This window comes from Enterobacter cloacae complex sp. P17RS, from assembly GCF_014895885.1.
GTDB classification, from domain to species: domain Bacteria; phylum Pseudomonadota; class Gammaproteobacteria; order Enterobacterales; family Enterobacteriaceae; genus Enterobacter; species Enterobacter bugandensis.
On sequence record NZ_JADBQK010000007.1, the window covers coordinates 22452 to 41118 of the forward strand.

The following is an 18667-nucleotide window of genomic DNA, read 5'->3' on the forward strand; positions in this document are numbered from 1 at the left end:
AAGGCGTTAAGCCATGATGACAACTTTTGGCGGCAGGTGAGCGACCTGCCGCCGTTTGCTTATTTTTGCAGCGCCTGGCTGAGGTCGGCAATCAGGTCTTTTGGATCTTCAATGCCCACCGACAGACGAATCAGCTGCGGCACAATGCCGTTTGCCAGCCGTTGTTCCAGCGGAATCGAGGCGTGCGTCATGCTGTAAGGCTGGCTCACCAGGCTCTCCACGCCGCCCAGGCTTTCCGCAAGAGTGAACAGCTTCAGGTTGCGAATCACCTCGCTGGCGCGTTGCGCATCGCCTTTTACCACGACGGAAATCATGCCACCGGGCAGCGCCATCTGGGTGCGGGCAAGCTGGTACTGCGGATGTGATTCCAGGCCGGGATAGAACACTTTTTCGACAAGAGGATGCTGCGCCAGCCATTGCGCAATCTCCAGCGCGTTGCTGCTGTGCTTTTCTACCCTCAGCGCAAGCGTGCGGATACCGCGCAGGGTCAGGAAGCTGCTGAACGGATCCAGGACACCACCGACCGCATTTTGCAGATAGCCAAGCTGGTCCGCCAGCGCTGGTTTATCTCCCACCACTGCCAGCCCGGCCACCACGTCAGAGTGCCCGTTAAGGTATTTGGTGGCGGAGTGCACCACGATATCGAAACCCGACGCCAGCGGGCGGTGGATCACCGGCGACGCGAAGGTGTTATCCGCTACGCTGATGACGTTATGACGACGGGCGATCGCCGCAATGGCCGCCAGATCCGCCAGCTTCAGCAGCGGGTTGGTCGGTGTTTCGACCCACACCATGCGGGTCTCCGGGCGAATGGCGGCCTCAAGCCCGGCTAAGTCGTCCGGCTTAACCCAGCTGACCTGCAGGCCCGTACTGCGTTTGCGCACGTTTTCAATCAGGCGATACGTCCCGCCGTAAACGTCATCAATGGCGACGATATGGCTGTCTTTATCCAGCAGCTCGAGCACCGTGGAGATGGCCGCCAGACCGGAAGCAAAGGCGTAGCCGCGCGTGCCGCCTTCCAGTTCGGCGATGGCGGTTTCCAGCGCATGGCGCGTTGGGTTGCCGCTGCGGGAATACTCATAGCCGGTATGCTCGCCGGGTGACGGTTGCGCAAACGTCGACGTGGCGTAAATCGGCGGCATGACGGCGCCGTGCGGGTCGTTGAATGCGCCGCTGTGGACGCTCAGGGTTGCCAGGTTTTTCATCGTTTCATCCTTTATTGCTGTAGACGATTGCGCCACGCGGTCAGGACGTCGCTGCGCGTAATCAGGCCGAGAAAATGGTCATTGTCGTTAATGACGGCCACCAGACCGCGGTCGAAGATGGCGTGCAGGGCGCTCTCCGGGGCACGTTTATCGAGAAATTCCACCTGACGGGTCATGGCCGCCGTGACCGGCAGGGCAAAGCGGTCGCCGTCGCCGCCGATATGCCGCAGCAGATCCCACTCGTCGATAATGCCCACCACCTTGCCGTTCTCCAGGACCGGCAGCTGAGAGATGTCATACAGACGCATGCGTGCCAGTACGGTGGAAAGCGTATCGTCCGGCGCGGCGGTGACGGTAGCGCCTTCATCATGGCGCAGGGCAATGTAGTCAGAGAGATCCCCCGCCTGAGGGCGCGTGATAAGCCCCTGCTGGCGCATCCAGTCGTCGTTAAACATCTTCGAGAGATACTTATTGCCGCTGTCGCAGGCAAAGGTCACCACGCGCTTCGGCGTGGTCTGCGCCTGGCAATACTTCAGCGCCGCCGCCAGCAGCGTGCCGCTGGAGGAGCCCGCCAGAATGCCTTCCGTTTTCAGCAGCTCGCGCGCGGTGGCGAAGGCTTCGTGGTCGGTGATGCGCCAGGCGCGATTCACCCCTTCAATGTGGGCCAGCGGCGGAATAAAGTCTTCGCCAATGCCTTCGACCAGCCAGGAGCCCGCGTCGTGGTAGCGTCCGGTTTCCACCTGGTCAGCGAGAACGGATCCGGCCGGGTCAGCCAGGACAAACTCCGTGTGCGGAGAGTGCTCGGCGAACCACGCCTGCAGGCCACCGAGCGTACCACCTGAGCCGACGCCGACCACGATGGCGTCAATTCTGCCGTCAAGCTGCTCGTACAGCTCCGGTGCCGTGGTGGTGCGGTGTGCCAGCGGGTTGGCTACGTTATTAAACTGGTCGATGTAAAACGCGCCGGGCAGCTCGTTAGCCAGACGCCGGGCGTAATCCTGGTAATAGGCGGGGTGGCCCTTATTCACGTCCGAGCGGGTCAGCACCACCTGGGCACCCAGCGCGCGCAGGTGGAAAATCTTCTCGCGGCTCATTTTGTCAGGCACTACGAGGATCAGCGAGTAGCCTTTCTGGGCGGCGATCAGCGCCAGGCCGAGGCCGGTATTGCCCGCCGTGGCCTCAATAATCGTGCCGCCCGGCTGCAGCTGGCCGGTACGCTCCGCTTCGTTAATCATCGACAGCGCAACGCGGTCTTTAATCGAGCCGCCGGGGTTCTGGTTCTCCAGCTTCAGAAACAGTGAGCAGGGACCGGTATCAAGCTTATGCAGCTGGATCAGCGGCGTGCGGCCAATCAGTTCGGTGACAGAGTGGTAAATCGTCATGATGTTTTCCTTTCGGTATGTCATGACGGGATGATAGGGCGGTGAAATTTTCTCAATAAAGAACCATTCACTGCCGTTTAGAACAGAAAGGAATATAAATACCGTTTTTGGATGTCAGGACAGCAAGACGTAAAGTTGTCTGGATGTGGGGATGGCTATATCGGGATAAAATGCTGCAAAAATGACCGTTTTTTGCGCGCGTCCGCCAGCAGATATGCATCCGGCAGATAATCATTGCTGAAATTGGTCTAAATGCTTCCCACCCGGTAAATCCGCTGTTTATTTCCGAAAGTTATAACACATTCTTTTTTGTTCATTTAAAAGCTGATAACGCCTGTTTACTATCGTTTGGACATCCATACTGCTAAACCGCCGAGGGCGGCACGGATAACGAATAAGAATGATTGTACTGAGCAATATTTCGAAGATTTTTGACAACGGAAAGGTGGCACTCACAGCCGTTGATAACGTCAATTTGACGATAGAGCAGGGACAGATTTACGGCATTATCGGTTACAGCGGCGCCGGGAAAAGCACGCTGATTCGCCTGCTGAACGGTCTGGAGAAACCCAGCGCCGGGAGCGTCACCATTAACGGACAGGATATCTCCGCCGCAAAAGGTGAAGCACTGCGCCAGGCGCGTCTGAAGATAAGCATGGTGTTTCAGCACTTCAACCTGCTGTGGTCGCGCACGGTGAGTGAGAACATTGCTTTCTCTATGCAAATTGCCGGTGTGCCAAAAGCGAAGATTAAGGCGCGCGTCGCCGAACTGGTGGAGCTGGTTGGCCTGAAGGGACGCGAAAATGCGTATCCGTCGCAGCTGAGCGGCGGGCAAAAGCAGCGCGTGGGGATTGCGCGCGCGCTGGCCAACAACCCCGACGTGCTGCTCTGCGATGAGGCTACGTCCGCGCTCGACCCGCAGACCACCGATCAGATCCTCGATCTGCTGCTGGACATTAACCGCCGCTTCAAGCTCACCATCGTGCTGATCACGCACGAGATGCACGTGGTGCGCAAAATCTGCGACCGCGTGGCGGTGATGGAGAACGGCAAAGTGGTGGAAGAGGGCGACGTGCTGAGCGTCTTTACCCATCCACAGCAGCCGATTACGCAGCAGTTTGTCCGCCAGGTGAGCCAGTACGCCGAGGAAGAGACCTTCAATACCGAACTGGCAAGCGATCTGGAAGGCACGGTGATCAGGCTGACCTTTACCGGACACAGCACGCACAAGCCGATTGTCGGGGAACTCACCCTGCGCTACGGCCTGCCGTTTAACATCCTGCACGGAAAAATGACGCAGACCGCCCACGGTGTTTTCGGGCAGCTCTGGGTCCACGTGGCGGCATCCGATGAACAACTGAACAATATCCTCGCCGACCTGCAGCACAGCGATATTGAAGGCGAGGTAATTAAACATGTTTGAGAATCTCTTTCCGCATCTCAAGTGGGATCAGCTCTGGGCTGCAACGCTGGAGACGCTGTACATGACCGCGCTGTCCGGCGTGGCGACCTTTGTGCTGGGCATCGTGCTGGGGCTGGCGCTGTTTTTAACCGCGCGCGGTGGCTTGTTCCACAACCGCACGGTCTACAGCGTCATTTCGATAGTGGTGAACGTGTTCCGCTCTATTCCGTTCATCATTCTCATCGTTCTGCTGATCCCGTTCACCAAGACCGTCGTCGGCACCATCCTTGGCGCTAACGCGGCGCTGCCGGCCCTGATTGTCGGTGCCGCGCCGTTCTATGCGCGTCTGGTGGAGATCGCCCTGCGCGAAGTGGACAAAGGGGTCATTGAAGCAACGCGCTCGATGGGCGCACGACTGAGCACGCTCGTGTTTCGGGTTTTACTGCCGGAATCATCACCTGCACTGGTATCAGGTATTACGGTGACGCTGATTGCGCTGGTGAGCTACAGCGCCATGGCGGGGGTGATTGGCGCCGGTGGTTTGGGAAATCTGGCTTATCTGGAAGGATTCCAGCGCAACCATGGTGACGTCACGCTGGTGGCAACGGTGACCATTTTAATCATCGTTTTCATTATCCAGTTCTGCGGCGATGTCATTACTTCACTGTTAGATAAACGCTAATAAATACACACAGGAACCACATCATGAAAAAGACACTGACACTGATCGCCGCCGCAACCCTGAGCGCCCTGAGCTTCGCCTCCTGGGCCGACACCCTGACCGTGGGCGCATCCAACACGCCGCACGCCGAAATTCTGGAGCAGGCAAAGCCGATTCTGGCGAAGCAGGGTATCGACCTGGAGATTAAACCGTTCCAGGACTACATTCTGCCGAACACTGCGCTGGCGGGTCATGACATCGACGCGAACTATTTCCAGCACATTCCTTACCTGAACAGCGTGCTGAAAGATCATGCGGGCGATAAAGACTACGATTTTGTCAGTGCGGGCGCGATCCACATTGAGCCAATCGGCATCTACTCAAAAAAATACAAATCCCTGAAGGACCTGCCGGAAGGCGGCAAGATCATCATGCGTGATGCGGTTTCCGAGGAAGGCCGTATTCTCTCCATCTTCGAAAAAGAGGGCGTGATCAAGCTGAAGCCGGGCATCGACAAAGTGACGGCGCGCATCAGCGATATCGTTGAGAACCCGAAAAAACTGAAGTTCACGCCGAACGTGGAAGCGTCCCTGCTGCCGCAGATGTACAACAACGACGAAGGCGACGCGGTGGTGATTAACGCCAACTATGCGATAGACGCTGGTCTGGATCCGGTTCACGACCCGATTGCGGTCGAGAGCGGTGAAAACAACCCGTACGCCAACATCATTACCGTGCATCGTGGCGACGAGAAAAAGAAAGACATCGTCGCGCTGGTGAACGTGCTGCACTCCAAAGAGATTCAGGACTGGATCCGCACCAAATACAAAGGCGCGGTCATTCCAGTAAACAACTAATTGTTTGATTTTCCAGATGAAGCCCGGCGAGATCCTCGCCGGGCTTCTTTTTTGTATCCGGCGGGAGAATCATTTAAGCTCAACGTTTAACAGGCAATGGAGTGATGACGATGGGTAACGTGACCAAAGATGAAGCGCTGTACCAGGAGATGTGCCGGGTGGTCGGAAAGGTGGTGCTGGAGATGCGTGATTTAGGGCAGGAGCCGAAGCATATTGTCATTGCGGGCGTGCTGCGCACGGCGCTGGCGAACCAGCGCATCAAGCGCAGCGCACTGACAACCGAAGCGATGGAAACGGTGGTTAAGGCGCTGGCCGGCTAACGCGCCAGCGTTTCGCGACCTGTTCAAGCGAGCAGCAGAGCAGGTAATAGACCGCACCCGTAAAGATAAAGATGGCCGCCGGGTAGATTTGCACCCGGTTGTTGACCTGTCCCGCCACCGTGGTTAGCTCCGGGACGTTGACGATGAATGCCAGCGACGTATCCTTCAGCAGGCTGATAAAAATTCCCACCAGCGACGGCAAAATATTTCTCAGCGTCTGCGGCAGCAGCACGCGCCACAGTGTTTGCTGCGTGCTGAACCCCTGAGACAGCGCGGCCTCGTTTTGACCCGCAGGGAGCGCCCTGAGCCCGGCAAAAACCGAATGCATCACCGATGCCGCCGTAAACCAGGCCAGCGCCAGCGTCACGGTCAGCGCCCCCGGCAGATCCCCGCCGGTGATCAGCGGCAATAGGTACCACATCCAGAAAATCACAAAAATCAGGGGAATACCGCGAATCAACTCTGCCCACAGAAAAAGCCCCCTGCGCACCAGCCCAGGATAGCGCCAGGCGAGGCACGCCAGCGCCACGCCGCCGGGAAGCGCAAGCAGGGCGGCCCCTGCGGCCATCAGCAGCGAAAGCAGTACGCCGCCGGGTTCACCCGCTGCCGTTCGTCCCCACAGCAGATAATCCTGGTTTTCGACAATAACGTTAAATCCTGCAACCATCTTTTTTCCTCCCTGAATGCGGACCGACGCGCACCAGCACCATCCCCATGACAATGCCGGTAAGCAAATAGAGCACCGTACCGACGATAAACGCCTCCATGGCGTGGGCGTTGTAACTTTCAATCTGCCGGACCTGGTAGGTTAGCTCAGCGAAGCCAATCCCGCTGGCGAGCGAGGAGAGCTTCATCAAATTGAGGTACTGGCCGACAACGGGTTGCCAGGCGTTGGCGAGCCCCTGCGGCAGAAGGATGTAGCGAAATAAACGCCACGACGAGAACCCTTGCGCCAGCGCCGCTTCCTGCTGTCCGGCAGGAACAGAACGCAGTCCCGATGCCGCTTCCTCAATTAAAAATGCCGAGGTAAAAACGCCCAACCCCCAGGCAGAACATAAAAACTCAGGGGTAAACCACCAGACGTCGCCGGGCAGAATTGACCAGCTGTGATCCGCATTCACCGCGTCTCGAAAGCCCTGCGGTAATCCGTTCCAGGCGGCGAAATACCAGAACAGCAGCTGCACCAACAGCGGCGTATTGCGAAACAGCGATACCCAGCCGCTGACGACCGCATTCCCGATGCGTCCACCGGAAAGACGCAGGAGCAAAAAGGTCGGTGCAAGCAGGCTGGCGATCAGGCCCCCCGCCAGCGTCACCCACAGGGTGGTGAGAAATCCGGAGATTATCCACTGCAGAGGCTGTCCGGCCAGCACGCCCTGCCAGTCGAGGGCGGGCATCAGAGGTGCTCCTGGTGCAGCGGGTTCAGCACTTTTTGCAGGAAACGCTGCGCCCGGGGATGCGACGGTTGACGGAAAAATTGCCCCGGCGGCGCGGTTTCAAGAATCTGCCCGCCGTCGATAAAGACAATCCGGTCGGCAATTTCCCGGGCGAACTGCATCTCATGAGTCACGACAATCATGGTGATCCCGCTATGGGCAAGGGCTTTCATGACGAATAACACTTCGCCAATCATCTCCGGATCGAGCGCCGACGTCGGCTCGTCGAAGAGGATGATCTGCGGTGACGAGGCCAGGGCGCGGGCAATCGCCACGCGCTGCTGCTGGCCGCCGGAAAGCTCCGCGGGGAAGTGGTGAGCCTTTTCCTGCATTCCGACCTTCTCCAGCAGCGCCAGCGCGCGCTCCTGAGCTGGCTTTGGCTTCCAGCCGTGCACATGCTCCAGCGCCAGGGTGATGTTCTGGCTGGCGGTGAGGTGGGCATACAGATTGAACTGCTGAAACACAAATCCAACGCGGCTGCGCAGCTGACGCAGCCTGCTGCCGGAAAGCTGCCCGGTCGGCTTGCTGTCGACCAGGATTTCCCCGCCGCTCAGGGTTTCAAGCTGATTGATAAGACGGATCAGCGTTGATTTACCCGAACCGGAAGGGCCGAGAATAGCAACCACTTCACCGGGCGTGATGGTAAGGTTAATGTCGCGTAAAACCTGATGGTCGCCGTAGCGTTTGTCCACGTGACGAAACTCAACGCTGGCCTGTTCCAGATGTGAAAAATCCGCGGCACCGGCCGCGGAGTGGGAAAATAAACCTGAGAGCATAATTACCTGGCTTCTATTTTAAAGGCGCGAGGCTGTGGAGCGGGCGTGTTTGGGCCAAACCAGACGTCATAGATCTTTGCCGCCTGACCGTTCTTCTCGAGATTAACCAGCTCATCGTTGACGGCTTTCAGCAGCGCTGTTTCACCTTTCTTCACCCCGACGCCAATTTCTTCTTTACTGAGCAGATCGGGCAGGATTTTAAAGTTCGCTTTATCCGGGGCCTGTGCCAGCAGGCCTGCAAGAATTGTGCTGTCCTGGGTAATGGCCTGTACGTTGCCGTTGCGCAGCGCCGTCAGCGCCAGAGGAATGTCGTCATAAGCCAGCACGCGGGACTGCGGGAAACGCTGGTGGAGCGCCTGTTCACCCGTGGTGCCTTTGACCGCGCCAATGCGCGCCCGGCTGTATTCATCCAGCTTATCGGGCGATTTGGCGGGAACCAGGAACTGTTGTCCGGTCACGAAATAGGGGGTGGAGAAATCAATCACCTGCGCGCGTTCCGGGGTGATGGTGATATCCGCTACGATCAGATCTGCTTTACCGGACTGAAGCAGCGGAATGCGGTTGGCCGGATTGGTGGCAACCAGTTCAAGCTTCACGCCGAGTGATTTTGCCAGTGCTTTGGCAAAGTCCACGTCGTAACCCACGATCTCGTGCGTTTTTGCATCAATTGAGCCAAACGGTGGGTTGGCGTCAAACGTGGCGACTTTCACCACCCCCGCGGCCTTAATATCTTCCAGCCGATCGGCCAGCGCCTGCGCTGAAAACAGGCTCCCGGCGGCCAGTAGTCCCAGAACTGCCGTCCCTTTTTTAAACCTTTTCATCTTTGCTGCCATAGTCATCGTTCGTCCCGTTGTTTTTGTTTTGCACCGTTACGCTCCCATAAGCAAAAGCTATCGCCAAATAAGAAAATGTTCTTTGCTCTATACAAAAAAGCATTAGTGAACAGTGTGTTACCGGCAGGTAAATGTAAGGAGCTATTTGCACTTCCTGCACATTGACTGCCGGAATTGATATTTCCGCGGCCAGGAAACGCGTGCTTAACTCAGGGCTGGTGAAGCGAGAGGGGTAAAGGCAATGAAAAAATGGATCGGCACGCTACGGCGGTTTTTTGCGACCCGGCCAGCGAATGCGGAGAACAGCGCGCAGCGTGTTCTGGAGTCAATACTGCCTGTTGCCAGCCTGTATGGCGTGGACGTCGCTAACATCGACCCGGAGTGGTTCCATGATAAAACGTCACGCTGAACTTCGCCGCACGCGCGAAACGTACTGGAATGAGCTGTGCGTGATCCGTGTAAAGCAGGGATGAACGGAAAAATAGGCGGGCAAATCCTCGGTAAACCCTGGCCGTTTTGATACCAATATCTCCTTTCTCAGAAGGAGATGATAATGAAACGGACAGTATTAACCCCGGCACTTTCTGCCACCGCACTACTGATTGCCATGCAGGCGGCGCACGCTGCGCCACAGGCGCACGTCGTCTGCGGTTACTCCCACACGCTCGGCGACGATGCCATTATGATGCACGGCATGCCCAACGAGGCCATGCTGCACGATTTTTTTGGCAACGTGCAAACGGATGCCTTCTCCAGCCGTGAATCGCTGCGTAAAGATGAAAAGACCACCTGCGATAACAAAGCAGACAGCTCGGCCTACTGGGCACCCTCTCTGAAATTGCCTGACGGAACGGTGGTCAAACCCGCCTATCAAAAAACCTATTATCAGGCATCGAACGTCGACACCTGGCCGCTGCACCCGTTCCCGGCGGGGCTGTCGCTGCTGGCGGGCGATCATCACGGCACCGCGCCGAATCCACATATCACCTTCCTGTGCGCTAACGGCAAGGGCTACACCACCAAAACGGGTGAGGTCTGCGGCTTACGCAAGGCGAACGATGCCGTGCAGTTTAATATCGGCATTCAGTTTCCGAACTGCTGGGACGGGGTAAATCTTAAGCCCGCTCACGGTCTGGCCAACGCCACCTACGACACCAAAGGGCAGTGCCCGTCCGACTTCCCGGTGAAAATTCCCACTGTGAACATGAACATTGCGTACGTGCTCCCGACGATTAGCTCGCTCGATACCAGCAAAGCGCAGCTTTCCCTCGATCCCATCATGCACGGCAACGAGCGTGAAGAGCGGTGGGGGAGCCTGTATACGGCGCATGCTGATTTTATGAACGGCTGGACGGAAGACGCCGCGCGCTTTATGACCGATCTGTGCATGAACCGCGGTCTGGACTGCGGCACCACCGTTCCGTATGGTTATTCAAAAGCGAAGGCCAGCGTCTGGCTCAGCAGCCTGGAGCCCGCGCTTACCCAGCCAGAGCCCCAGGTCCTGCTGGTGCAGGATAACTGGCAGAACGGCGGGCGCACCAAAAACAGCGAAACGCTGTCGCTGGTGAAGTTTCACATTCCCCCGCTGCCTGCCGGACAGGATCCTTCGCAGTTTAAATACCGCGTGCGGATTTATGGCGGGAAAGTGGAAACCAACGGCGCGGATCAAATTTTCTTCTATCCGGCAAGCAACGACTGGGATCCGGCCAGCGTGAGCTGGCAGTCGCGGCCAGCCTGTAACTACCGCTCGGATGCGGTGCTTTACCTTAACCACTCCCGCGAATACCGGATGGTGGACGTGGATAAGGCGGTGCGCAAGGCGCTGGCAGAAGGGAAAACCGAGATTTCGTGGTACATCGGCGGCGATCGTCAGGGAAATCACTACCAGTTTGAGACGGCGTCTTCCCCGCAAAGCCTGATCCTGATGCTGACCGGCTTTAGCAAAACGCCGGAGATCTGATTACGCCCGCGTTTTTTTGTTCTCATCAACGTTAACTGGTAATGTCGACAGCCTGAATGACGGGCCAGTTAACGCGATGAGCATAAAAAAGATGATAAAGCGCAGCATCGCTGCGTGGGTGGTGGTCTGCCTGATAAGCGGCGTGCTGCTGTATGCGGAACAGATACGCCGCCAGTTCTGGGAGCGCGATCGCGAGTTTACGGCGCTGTATTCGGGGATCGGCGCCGTGCTGACGCAAAACGAGTCGGTACTTCCGCTTCTGACCGGCGATGAAGACCTCACCGCGTTACGCAAAAAATTCCCCCACATTAAGGCTCTGGAAAAAACCACCGGTCGCGCGCTGGACGCCGCCCGCGTGGAGTCTTTTCGCGGCGTTCAGTACTGGCTATACAACCCGTGGCGGCAGATCCGCATCCTGATCGATTTAAGCGCGCTGCTTGCGCCGAGCCATAGCTTTGCTGAGCTGCATCTGAACCTTTCGAATGACGATCGTCCGCGGTCAACGGGCGCTTTCTGGCACTGGCAGCGCACCTTCCCGCAGCATACTCAGCCCTTTATTCTCACTGCCGCGGCAGATCCGGACTGGTTCAGGGTCTCCTGGCTGGCGTATCCGCTGCTGTTTCTGACGTGGGGGATAGTGATTGCGGGCGCAGGAACCGTGCTCTGGCAGCGCAAACAGCGCCAGCAGGCCGAACAGCGTGCGCTCTATTATCAGCACGCCAGGCTTAACACGCTGGGAGAGATCACCGCGGGCATTGTCCATGAAATCAACCAGCCGCTGACCGCCGTGCAAACCTGGATCCAGGGGGCGCAGCGACAGCAGCAGGATAATCCGCAGGCCGTGTCGCAGGCGCTCGCGGCCGCGCTGCTGCAAACGCAGCGTATAAGCGCCTTGCTGACCCGATTTCGCGAGCATGTGGTACAGGAAAAGGTGACCCTGCGCGAAACCGATCTGGTGCAGTGCTGGCAGCAGGTGGAGAATTTACTGGAGCACGAGCGTAAATCCCGGCGTATCGCGGTTATCCATGCGTTTGCTGTGGATGCTACGACCGTGATGGCGGACCGACTCTGGCTGGAGCAGATCCTGCATAATCTGCTCAGTAATGCGATTCAGGCGCAGCAGGAGAGCGCGGACGGCTGGGTGCGAATCGACAGTCAGAAAAATGAGAAGGGCATTCTGGTTACCCTGACCGACGGCGGGCCCGGGTTTAGCCCGGATGCCCTGCAGAACGCATTTATGCCATTCTTCAGCGGACGCCCCGGCGGAATTGGGCTGGGAATGACGTTAACGGAAACGCTGATGACGCGCATGAACGGCTCGATCGCCCTGGGCAATGCCCCGCAGGGTGGGGCGCAGATCCGCTTGCAGCTGGCATCAGGAAAGGAGTTAAAACATGGATAAGGTGGTCTGGCTCATTGATGACGACGAGTCCATCAGAGAATCCCTGTCGTTTTTACTGTCGGGGATGGGCTGGCAGGTTAAGACGTTTGCGAGCGTCGAGGCTTTTACTCAGGCGCAGAGCGGTGAATCGGCGCTTGTCGGCTGTCTGCTGCTGGATATGCGCATGCCGGGTAAAGGCGGGCTGGCGTGGCTGGAAGAGGGCGAATGGCCGTGGCCGCTGCTGCCGGTCGTTGTCATGACCGGACACGGAACGATCGACGCCTGCCGTCGCGCGTTTCGCAACGGCGTATTTGAGTTTTTCACCAAGCCGTTAGACGCCGATAAACTCATCGAAACGGTTGGGCTGGCCTTTGAGGAGAGTCAGCGACGGTCTGCCGCCTGGCAGGATATTTCGCAGATCAAAGCACGCTTTGAACAGCTAACCGCGCGGGAGCACGAGGTACTGACCGTACTGATGGAAGGGTGCAGTAATAAAGAGGTGGCAGCACGCCTGAATCTTTCCCCGAGAACCGTGGAAGCGCACCGTGCGGCGGCGTTTGCCAAGCTCGGCGTCACCAGTCTGGTACAGGCGAGCCGGGCGTACGACAAATTGCAATCCGTATAACTACCAGGTGGAGTGCGTAATCAACCGAATTACGTTTCATCGCGCCGTTAAGTAACCTCCGGGATGTCTAACAACACGCGAGGAAGTGCGATGAAAAAAGTCATGATGGTTGCGGCACTGGTCGCAGGTAGCGTAAGTCTGGCCGCACAGGCCGAGACGTTGACCCAAAAAAATCTCTCTCTGACGCAGGCTAACGCACTGGCAACATCCGCCATTCAGTCCTGTGCAGCGAAAAATTACCAGGTCGCGGTCACGGTGGTTGACCGTGCGGGCGTGGTAAAAGCGGTGCAGCGTATGGATAACGCCGGTCCTCACACGGTTAAAGCCAGCGAAATGAAAGCGTTTACGGCGCTCAGCGCAAAGAATGCGTCAGGCAAAGTGATGGAAGCGGCGCAGAGCAATGCGGGCGCACAGAACATGCGTGATATTCCTGGCTACCTGCTGCTGGCAGGTGGTCTGCCGGTAAAAGAAGGCGATGAGGTGATTGGGGCGATCGGCATCGGCGGCGCGCCGGGCGGTCATCTTGATGAAGCCTGCGCTCAGGCGGCCATTGACGGGCTGAAAAAGTAATATAAAAAAAGCACCGGTTTACCGGTGCTTTTTTTATCAAATCTTGCAGGCATCACCGCAGTCGTCGTCGGCAACAATCGCCTGCGCTTTTTTATCCGCGTCGTCCAGACGTTCCGCGTTACGCTCTTCCGCTTCATCCAGACCGTTAAAAACTAAGTTATCGAGATCAATTTCCATGTTGCACCTGCTCTGTTCGGTTTTTGATACTGGCACAGTATAGGGTAAAAAACGTCGGCAATGTACCTCGCAGCACATAAGGATAATCCCTGCCATACTCAGTGCTTTATCACCGAGGAGCGCTCATGATTACACTCTGTAAAACCTGCGGTACCTCCTATGATGGAAAGCCGGAGAGATGTCCGATTTGCGAGGATGAACGCCAGTATGTCCCGGTCAGCGGTCAGGCGTGGATTGATTACGCGACGGTGACGGCCACGCACGTGAATAAATGGCAGCTGCTGGAGCCCGCGCTGTTCAGTATCAAAACGGTTCCCGCTTTTGCGATTAACCAGAGGGCGCTGCTTCTGCGCACCCCGCACGGCAATATTCTTTGGGACTGCATTGCCAACCTTGACCCGGCAACCCAAACGCTCATCACCGCGCTCGGTGGCCTTCACGCCATTGCGATTTCGCATCCGCATTATTACACCACGATGCAGGAGTGGGCCGCGGCTTTCGATGCGCCGGTCTACCTGCACGCCAGCGACCGCGAATGGGTGATGCGCAACAGCCCGGCGATTCATTTCTGGGAGGGGGAGGCGCTGGAGATTTGGCCGTCCGTCACGTTGCTACGTCTCGGCGGCCATTTTGCGGGCGGAACGGTACTGCACTGGCAGGAGGGCGAGGGCGTTTTGCTGGCGGGGGATATTTTGCAGGTCACCCCGGGGAAAGATGCGGTGTCGTTTATGTGGAGCTACCCGAATATGCTCCCGCTGCCTGCCCGTACGGTTGAGGACGTTACCCGGCGCCTGGCGGGAAAATCGTTCGCTCGTCTTTACGGCGCGTTCGAAGGGCAAAACATTCCGGCGAACGCCGACGACATCGTGCAGCGGTCGGGCCAGAAATATATTGCTTGTCTCAGGTAAAGTACGGTGGGTAAACTTTACGAGTGTGATCGCGATCATACCTAAACGAAAACAGATAAAAGAGAAATTGCTATGCAACATATCATTGAAGGTTTTCTCAGCTTTCAAAAAGAGATTTTCCCGCAACGTAAAGAGCTCTTTCGCAGTTTAGCGTCCAGCCAGAATCCCAAAGCGCTGTTCATCTCCTGCTCCGACAGCCGTCTGGTTCCTGAACTGGTCACCCAGCAAGAGCCGGGACAGCTTTTTGTCATTCGTAATGCTGGCAACATTGTCCCGCCTTTCGGGCCGGAGCCGGGCGGCGTATCTGCAACTATCGAGTACGCGGTGGTGGCGCTGGGCGTGACGGATATCGTGATCTGCGGCCACTCCAACTGCGGCGCGATGAAGGCGATTGCCGATAACGCCAACCTGGAGCCAATGCCAGCCGTATCGCACTGGCTGCGCTATTCCGACGCGGCGAAAGCCGTGGTAGAGAAGAAAAGCTGGGACAAGCCGATCGATAAAGTGAATGCGATGGTGCAGGAGAACGTGTTTGCGCAACTGAGCAACATCAAGACCCATCCGTCCGTCGCGGTGGGCCTGCGTAATAATTCGCTTCGTCTGCACGGTTGGGTGTATGACATTGAAAGCGGCAAAATCCTTGCCCTGGATAAGAACACCAAAACGTTCGTATCGCTGTCGGAAAACCCGGAGGTCTTCTTCGAGTAATCACCGATAGCAGGGCATGGAAGCCCTGTCAGTTCTCCACGTACGGTAACCGACGCCGTCTCCCCGAGGCAGGTTTTTCAGCCGCCTTCGCCATCGCCTCTGCAATCTCCGCACACTCCGCCAGCCCCTGAACGAAGGGACTATCGTGCATCAGCCACGGTATCGCACCGAAAGCAATGCGCCCGCGAACCGTTTCAGGCGCTTTAAGCGTGTAATCCTCGCCAACGTCGGGTATCTCGTCGCCTGTATCTGCCAGCTGTTTACGCAGCGTCGGGAAAGGCAAGTCCTTTGTTTTGAGCGGCTTTTGTCCGCGCGCGTCAATAAACACGTCGAAACGATAAACGCTCTCTTTGGTGGTAATTACCGTCCGATCGCTGCCGGCATCGAGCGTGTAATCATCGCCTAGCGCCGCCACGCTAATGATGCCGGCCTCGCGAAGCGCAAGCAGCCTGCGGATAGACTGCGGCGGAATGGCGGCATAGTTGTCGATAAACACGCGGGCGAGGCCCTGCTTAAAGCGCTCTCTGTCCTCTTCGTTGAGGTGGGGCACAATCTCCTGAACCACCTCATGCAGTCGAAGGACGGTATAGCGCCAGGCCACGGTGCGCCGTTCGCGTTTGTTGCGTTCAACCTCGCTGAGGTTCTCTTCCGCCCAGGTAAAGGGCCCGTGCCGTTTACGGTCCTCAAACCATGCCTCACGAAGGCTGTCGGCATCCTGGTTACGCAGAGAAATTTTCTCGCACCACGCCGGGTCAGCGAGCTCGAGCTCTTTCACCATCAGGGAAAATATGCGGTCAAGCAGGCCGTCCGATCCTTTGGCTATCTCGTGTTCAACCATGAATTCGGTCAATACCGACAGCGGTTCGTAAGGGATTGGACAGTAAAAATCGGCTTCCGGCAGAATGCCCGTGCGGGACATCAGCGTAATGTTTAACCCTTCGCTGCCCTTGTCGAGGAGGAATTTACCGTCACGAAACTCACCGTGCTGCATTACCACCGCCATAGCCGCGTCCAGACCGCTCAACGACGTTCCCATAATGCCCACGCGGCAAGGGGGAATGCTGGCGTCCATCAACCCCGACCACGGGCTGGGGAAGAACGTGCGCGTGGCTTCCTCCTCATCTGGCCAGACGTGGCCGGTGGCGATAACCGCCAGGTCGAACCGATCGGGCAAAATGGTGTCGTTGACGGAAAGCGTTACGCCGGTTGTCGAGGGGATGATGTCCGTTACCTTCGCGGATTCATGGACCGTAACCTGGAACCCCAGCTTTTTTGCCTCTTTCACGATTGAACGCAAGCTGTCGCGAAAATACTCTCCCAACAGGAGTCTGGGTAGGAACTGCCGGTCATGCAGGCTGGCTTTATCAACCTTAAAGCGCGCCAGATGGGCGTCGCTCTGTTCCTTGAGCCAGTCGAGGTAGGTCATAAAAATGGGCGGAATTTCTATGCTCGCAATGTTCGCCAGCATCAGCCGGGAATTATCGTCGTCGTTATAGGGCATGCCCACGCCGGCTTCATCGGCCTGTTCGAAGACGGATACGGAGAGCGGGGTGCTGTTATTAAGCAGATGATAAAAGGTGTAAATCCCTGTGGGGCCGGAGCCGATAATCGCGATATTCTTCATTGATGCGCTTCCTGTATTTATTCCATAAGAAAAGCGTAGCAGGAGAATAATGATGAAAATAAGCGATTAAGAAAATTCAGGGTAAAAGGAGAGGATTTGCACCATTTCAGGACTGAAATGGTGCGTCCGAGTGGACTCGAACCACCGACCCCCACCATGTCAAGGTGGTGCTCTAACCAACTGAGCTACGGACGCAGAATGGTGCGTTCAATTGGACTCGAACCAACGACCCCCACCATGTCAAGGTGGTGCTCTAACCAACTGAGCTATGAACGCAACGTGTTGTCGGTGACAACGGGGACGAATATTAGCGGCACAGCACCGAGGTGGCAAGAGGGAAAATGCAATTTTCTCTCTGATTTCACGCGATTGCTGTATTACCGCGCAAAGTGAAGAGAAAGTAGCCGCCAGCTGGCGGCTACTGCGTAGTTAACGCGCAGCGCGCTGCAAAATTACCGTTGACGGCTGGCGCTGCAGGAAGCGCATGCGCATCATCATCATGATCGCCGCCGACGTCAGTCCGATGATAAAGCCCATCCAGAATCCGGCTGGCCCCATGCGATCAACGACCAGATCGGTCAGCGCCAACACGTAGCCAGTAGGCAGACCCAGCACCCAGTAGGCGATAAAGGTAATAAAGAAGATCGAACGCGTGTCTTTATATCCGCGCAATACGCCGCTGCCAATCACCTGAATGGAGTCAGAAATCTGGTAAATCGCGGCCAGCAGCATCAGGTGCGATGCCAGCGTGACGACCTCCGGATTATCGTTATAGAGCAGGGCAATTTGCTCGCGCAGCGCTACGGTAAAAAGCGCCGTGCAAATGGCCATGCAGACGCCAACGCCTAATCCGGTGCGCGCGGCGGTTTGCGCATCAAGCGTCGAGCCTTGCCCCAGGCGGAAGCCCACGCGGATCGTCACTGCCGCGGCCAGCGACATGGGCAGAACAAACATCAGAGAGCTGAAGTTGAGCGCAATCTGGTGCCCGGCGACGTCCACAATGCCCAGCGGGGAGACCAGCAGGGCGACCACGGCAAACAGGGTCACCTCAAAGAACAGCGCAAGGGCAATCGGCAGCCCCAGCTGCACCAGGCGCGTCATGATGTTCCAGTCCGGCGTGCTGAATCTGTTCTCGTTACGAATATCGCGCATGGAGCGGGCGCGCTTCACATAAGCGATCATACTGAAGAACATTACCCAGTAAACCGCAGCCGTCGCCACGCCACAGCCGACGCCGCCCAGCTCCGGCATGCCGAAATGGCCGTAAATAAAGATATAGTTCACCGGAATATTCACCAGCAGGCCGATAAAGCCCATCACCATGCCGGGCTTGGTTTTCGCCAGCCCTTCACACTGGTTACGGGCGACCTGGAAAAAGAGGTAGCCGGGCGCACCCCAGAGCAGGGCGCGCAGATAGCCCACGGCTTTGTCTGCCAGCGCCGGGTCAATGTTATGCATGGCGCGGATGATATGACCCGCGTTCCAGAGCACGACCATAATCAGCACAGAGACAAACCCTGCCAGCCAGAAACCCTGGCGGACCTGATGGGCAATACGCTCGCGACGACCCGAGCCATTAAGCTGAGCGATAACCGGGGTGAGGGCGAGCAGCAGACCGTGGCCGAACAGGATGGCCGGCAGCCAGATTGACGTGCCGATGGCAACGGCCGCCATATCGGTGGCGCTGTAGCCACCCGCCATTACCGTATCCACAAATCCCATTGCGGTCTGGGCCACCTGCGCGACGATCACTGGTATAGCCAGTGCCAATAGCTGGCGCGCTTCATTCATGTACTTCTGCACGTGAACACCTTTATTTTGTAGTTATATGAGAGACTAAAA

General features: G+C 57.2%; 20 protein-coding genes and 2 tRNA genes. 11 read left to right on the forward strand and 11 right to left on the reverse strand.

The window, feature by feature from the left end:
* Window positions 1-59 precede the first annotated feature (59 nt).
* Window positions 60-1205, reverse strand: coding sequence for a PLP-dependent aspartate aminotransferase family protein (locus tag IM265_RS07675; RefSeq protein ID WP_193031230.1), 1146 nt, complete (start codon window positions 1203-1205; stop codon window positions 60-62).
* Between the two features lie 11 nt (window positions 1206-1216).
* Window positions 1217-2587, reverse strand: a complete 1371-nt coding sequence (locus tag IM265_RS07680; protein ID WP_193031233.1) for a cystathionine beta-synthase — start codon at window positions 2585-2587, stop codon at window positions 1217-1219.
* Between the two features lie 400 nt (window positions 2588-2987).
* Here IM265_RS07680 and IM265_RS07685 point away from each other — a divergent pair, with 400 nt between their 5' ends.
* From IM265_RS07685 to fumD, 4 genes are all read left to right on the forward strand, one after another.
* A complete protein-coding gene (locus IM265_RS07685) occupies window positions 2988-4010 on the forward strand; it encodes a methionine ABC transporter ATP-binding protein (RefSeq protein WP_192978988.1) in 1023 nt (340 codons plus the stop codon).
* Entirely contained in the window at window positions 4003-4671 is a 669-nt protein-coding gene (locus IM265_RS07690; protein ID WP_049138910.1) for a methionine ABC transporter permease, read from the forward strand. The genes IM265_RS07685 and IM265_RS07690 overlap by 8 nt, the downstream gene beginning before the upstream one ends.
* A gap of 23 nt (window positions 4672-4694) precedes the next feature.
* A complete protein-coding gene (locus IM265_RS07695; RefSeq protein ID WP_028012875.1) occupies window positions 4695-5507 on the forward strand; it encodes a MetQ/NlpA family ABC transporter substrate-binding protein in 813 nt (270 codons plus the stop codon).
* A gap of 110 nt (window positions 5508-5617) precedes the next feature.
* Window positions 5618-5827: a fumarate hydratase FumD gene (gene fumD, locus IM265_RS07700; RefSeq protein ID WP_028012876.1), complete on the forward strand. Its 210-nt coding sequence runs from the start codon at window positions 5618-5620 to the stop codon at window positions 5825-5827.
* On the opposite strand, the gene IM265_RS07705 is transcribed toward fumD, so the two are convergent.
* From IM265_RS07705 to IM265_RS07720, 4 genes are read right to left on the reverse strand one after another with little or no spacing between them, the layout of a single operon-like run.
* The gene (locus tag IM265_RS07705) at window positions 5808-6494 is read right to left on the reverse strand and encodes an amino acid ABC transporter permease (RefSeq protein ID WP_193031234.1); all 687 of its coding nucleotides are present in this window, start codon (window positions 6492-6494) and stop codon (window positions 5808-5810) included. The genes fumD and IM265_RS07705 overlap by 20 nt on opposite strands.
* Window positions 6478-7224 (reverse strand): amino acid ABC transporter permease, encoded by a 747-nt coding sequence (locus tag IM265_RS07710; RefSeq protein ID WP_193031236.1) that lies wholly within the window; start codon window positions 7222-7224, stop codon window positions 6478-6480. The genes IM265_RS07705 and IM265_RS07710 overlap by 17 nt, the downstream gene beginning before the upstream one ends.
* The gene (locus IM265_RS07715) at window positions 7224-8039 is read right to left on the reverse strand and encodes an amino acid ABC transporter ATP-binding protein (protein ID WP_069732389.1); all 816 of its coding nucleotides are present in this window, start codon (window positions 8037-8039) and stop codon (window positions 7224-7226) included. The genes IM265_RS07710 and IM265_RS07715 overlap by 1 nt, the downstream gene beginning before the upstream one ends.
* Before the next feature lie 2 nt (window positions 8040-8041).
* Window positions 8042-8872, reverse strand: coding sequence for an ABC transporter substrate-binding protein (locus tag IM265_RS07720; protein ID WP_071993779.1), 831 nt, complete (start codon window positions 8870-8872; stop codon window positions 8042-8044).
* Window positions 8873-9113: 241 nt separating this feature from the next.
* Between IM265_RS07720 and IM265_RS07725 the strand changes: the two genes are divergently transcribed.
* The 5 genes from IM265_RS07725 to IM265_RS07745 all read left to right on the forward strand — a co-directional run bounded on the left by IM265_RS07725 (window position 9114) and on the right by IM265_RS07745 (window position 13408).
* On the forward strand, window positions 9114-9281 hold the full coding sequence (locus tag IM265_RS07725; protein WP_032644868.1) for a hypothetical protein: 168 nt from the start codon (window positions 9114-9116) through the stop codon (window positions 9279-9281).
* Window positions 9282-9425: 144 nt separating this feature from the next.
* Window positions 9426-10832 (forward strand): DUF1996 domain-containing protein, encoded by a 1407-nt coding sequence (locus tag IM265_RS07730; protein WP_049000829.1) that lies wholly within the window; start codon window positions 9426-9428, stop codon window positions 10830-10832.
* A 91-nt stretch (window positions 10833-10923) separates the two neighbouring features.
* Window positions 10924-12234: a sensor histidine kinase gene (locus tag IM265_RS07735; RefSeq protein ID WP_226839365.1), complete on the forward strand. Its 1311-nt coding sequence runs from the start codon at window positions 10924-10926 to the stop codon at window positions 12232-12234.
* On the forward strand, window positions 12227-12838 hold the full coding sequence (locus tag IM265_RS07740) for a response regulator transcription factor (RefSeq protein WP_047368399.1): 612 nt from the start codon (window positions 12227-12229) through the stop codon (window positions 12836-12838). The genes IM265_RS07735 and IM265_RS07740 overlap by 8 nt, the downstream gene beginning before the upstream one ends.
* Window positions 12839-12928: 90 nt before the next feature.
* Window positions 12929-13408 (forward strand): heme-binding protein, encoded by a 480-nt coding sequence (locus tag IM265_RS07745; RefSeq protein ID WP_047368400.1) that lies wholly within the window; start codon window positions 12929-12931, stop codon window positions 13406-13408.
* Between the two features lie 36 nt (window positions 13409-13444).
* On the opposite strand, the gene IM265_RS07750 is transcribed toward IM265_RS07745, so the two are convergent.
* Window positions 13445-13585, reverse strand: coding sequence for a hypothetical protein (locus tag IM265_RS07750; RefSeq protein ID WP_003857665.1), 141 nt, complete (start codon window positions 13583-13585; stop codon window positions 13445-13447).
* Window positions 13586-13710: 125 nt separating this feature from the next.
* On the opposite strand from IM265_RS07750, the gene IM265_RS07755 reads away from it, so the two are divergent.
* Together IM265_RS07755 and IM265_RS07760 are read left to right on the forward strand one after the other, a co-directional pair.
* Window positions 13711-14493: an MBL fold metallo-hydrolase gene (locus IM265_RS07755; RefSeq protein WP_100170413.1), complete on the forward strand. Its 783-nt coding sequence runs from the start codon at window positions 13711-13713 to the stop codon at window positions 14491-14493.
* A 72-nt stretch (window positions 14494-14565) separates the two neighbouring features.
* Window positions 14566-15201: a carbonic anhydrase gene (locus IM265_RS07760; protein ID WP_028012884.1), complete on the forward strand. Its 636-nt coding sequence runs from the start codon at window positions 14566-14568 to the stop codon at window positions 15199-15201.
* Between the two features lie 28 nt (window positions 15202-15229).
* Here the strand turns inward: IM265_RS07760 and IM265_RS07765 are convergent, their stop codons facing one another.
* From IM265_RS07765 to mdtK, 4 genes are all read right to left on the reverse strand, one after another.
* Window positions 15230-16825: an FAD-NAD(P)-binding protein gene (locus IM265_RS07765; RefSeq protein WP_182035453.1), complete on the reverse strand. Its 1596-nt coding sequence runs from the start codon at window positions 16823-16825 to the stop codon at window positions 15230-15232.
* 118 nt (window positions 16826-16943) lie between these two features.
* Window positions 16944-17020: transfer RNA gene (locus IM265_RS07770), tRNA-Val, on the reverse strand.
* Window positions 17021-17024: 4 nt separating this feature from the next.
* Window positions 17025-17101, reverse strand: a tRNA-Val gene (locus tag IM265_RS07775).
* Between the two features lie 153 nt (window positions 17102-17254).
* A complete protein-coding gene (gene mdtK, locus IM265_RS07780; protein WP_182035452.1) occupies window positions 17255-18628 on the reverse strand; it encodes an MdtK family multidrug efflux MATE transporter in 1374 nt (457 codons plus the stop codon).
* Between the last annotated feature and the right edge of the window lie 39 nt (window positions 18629-18667).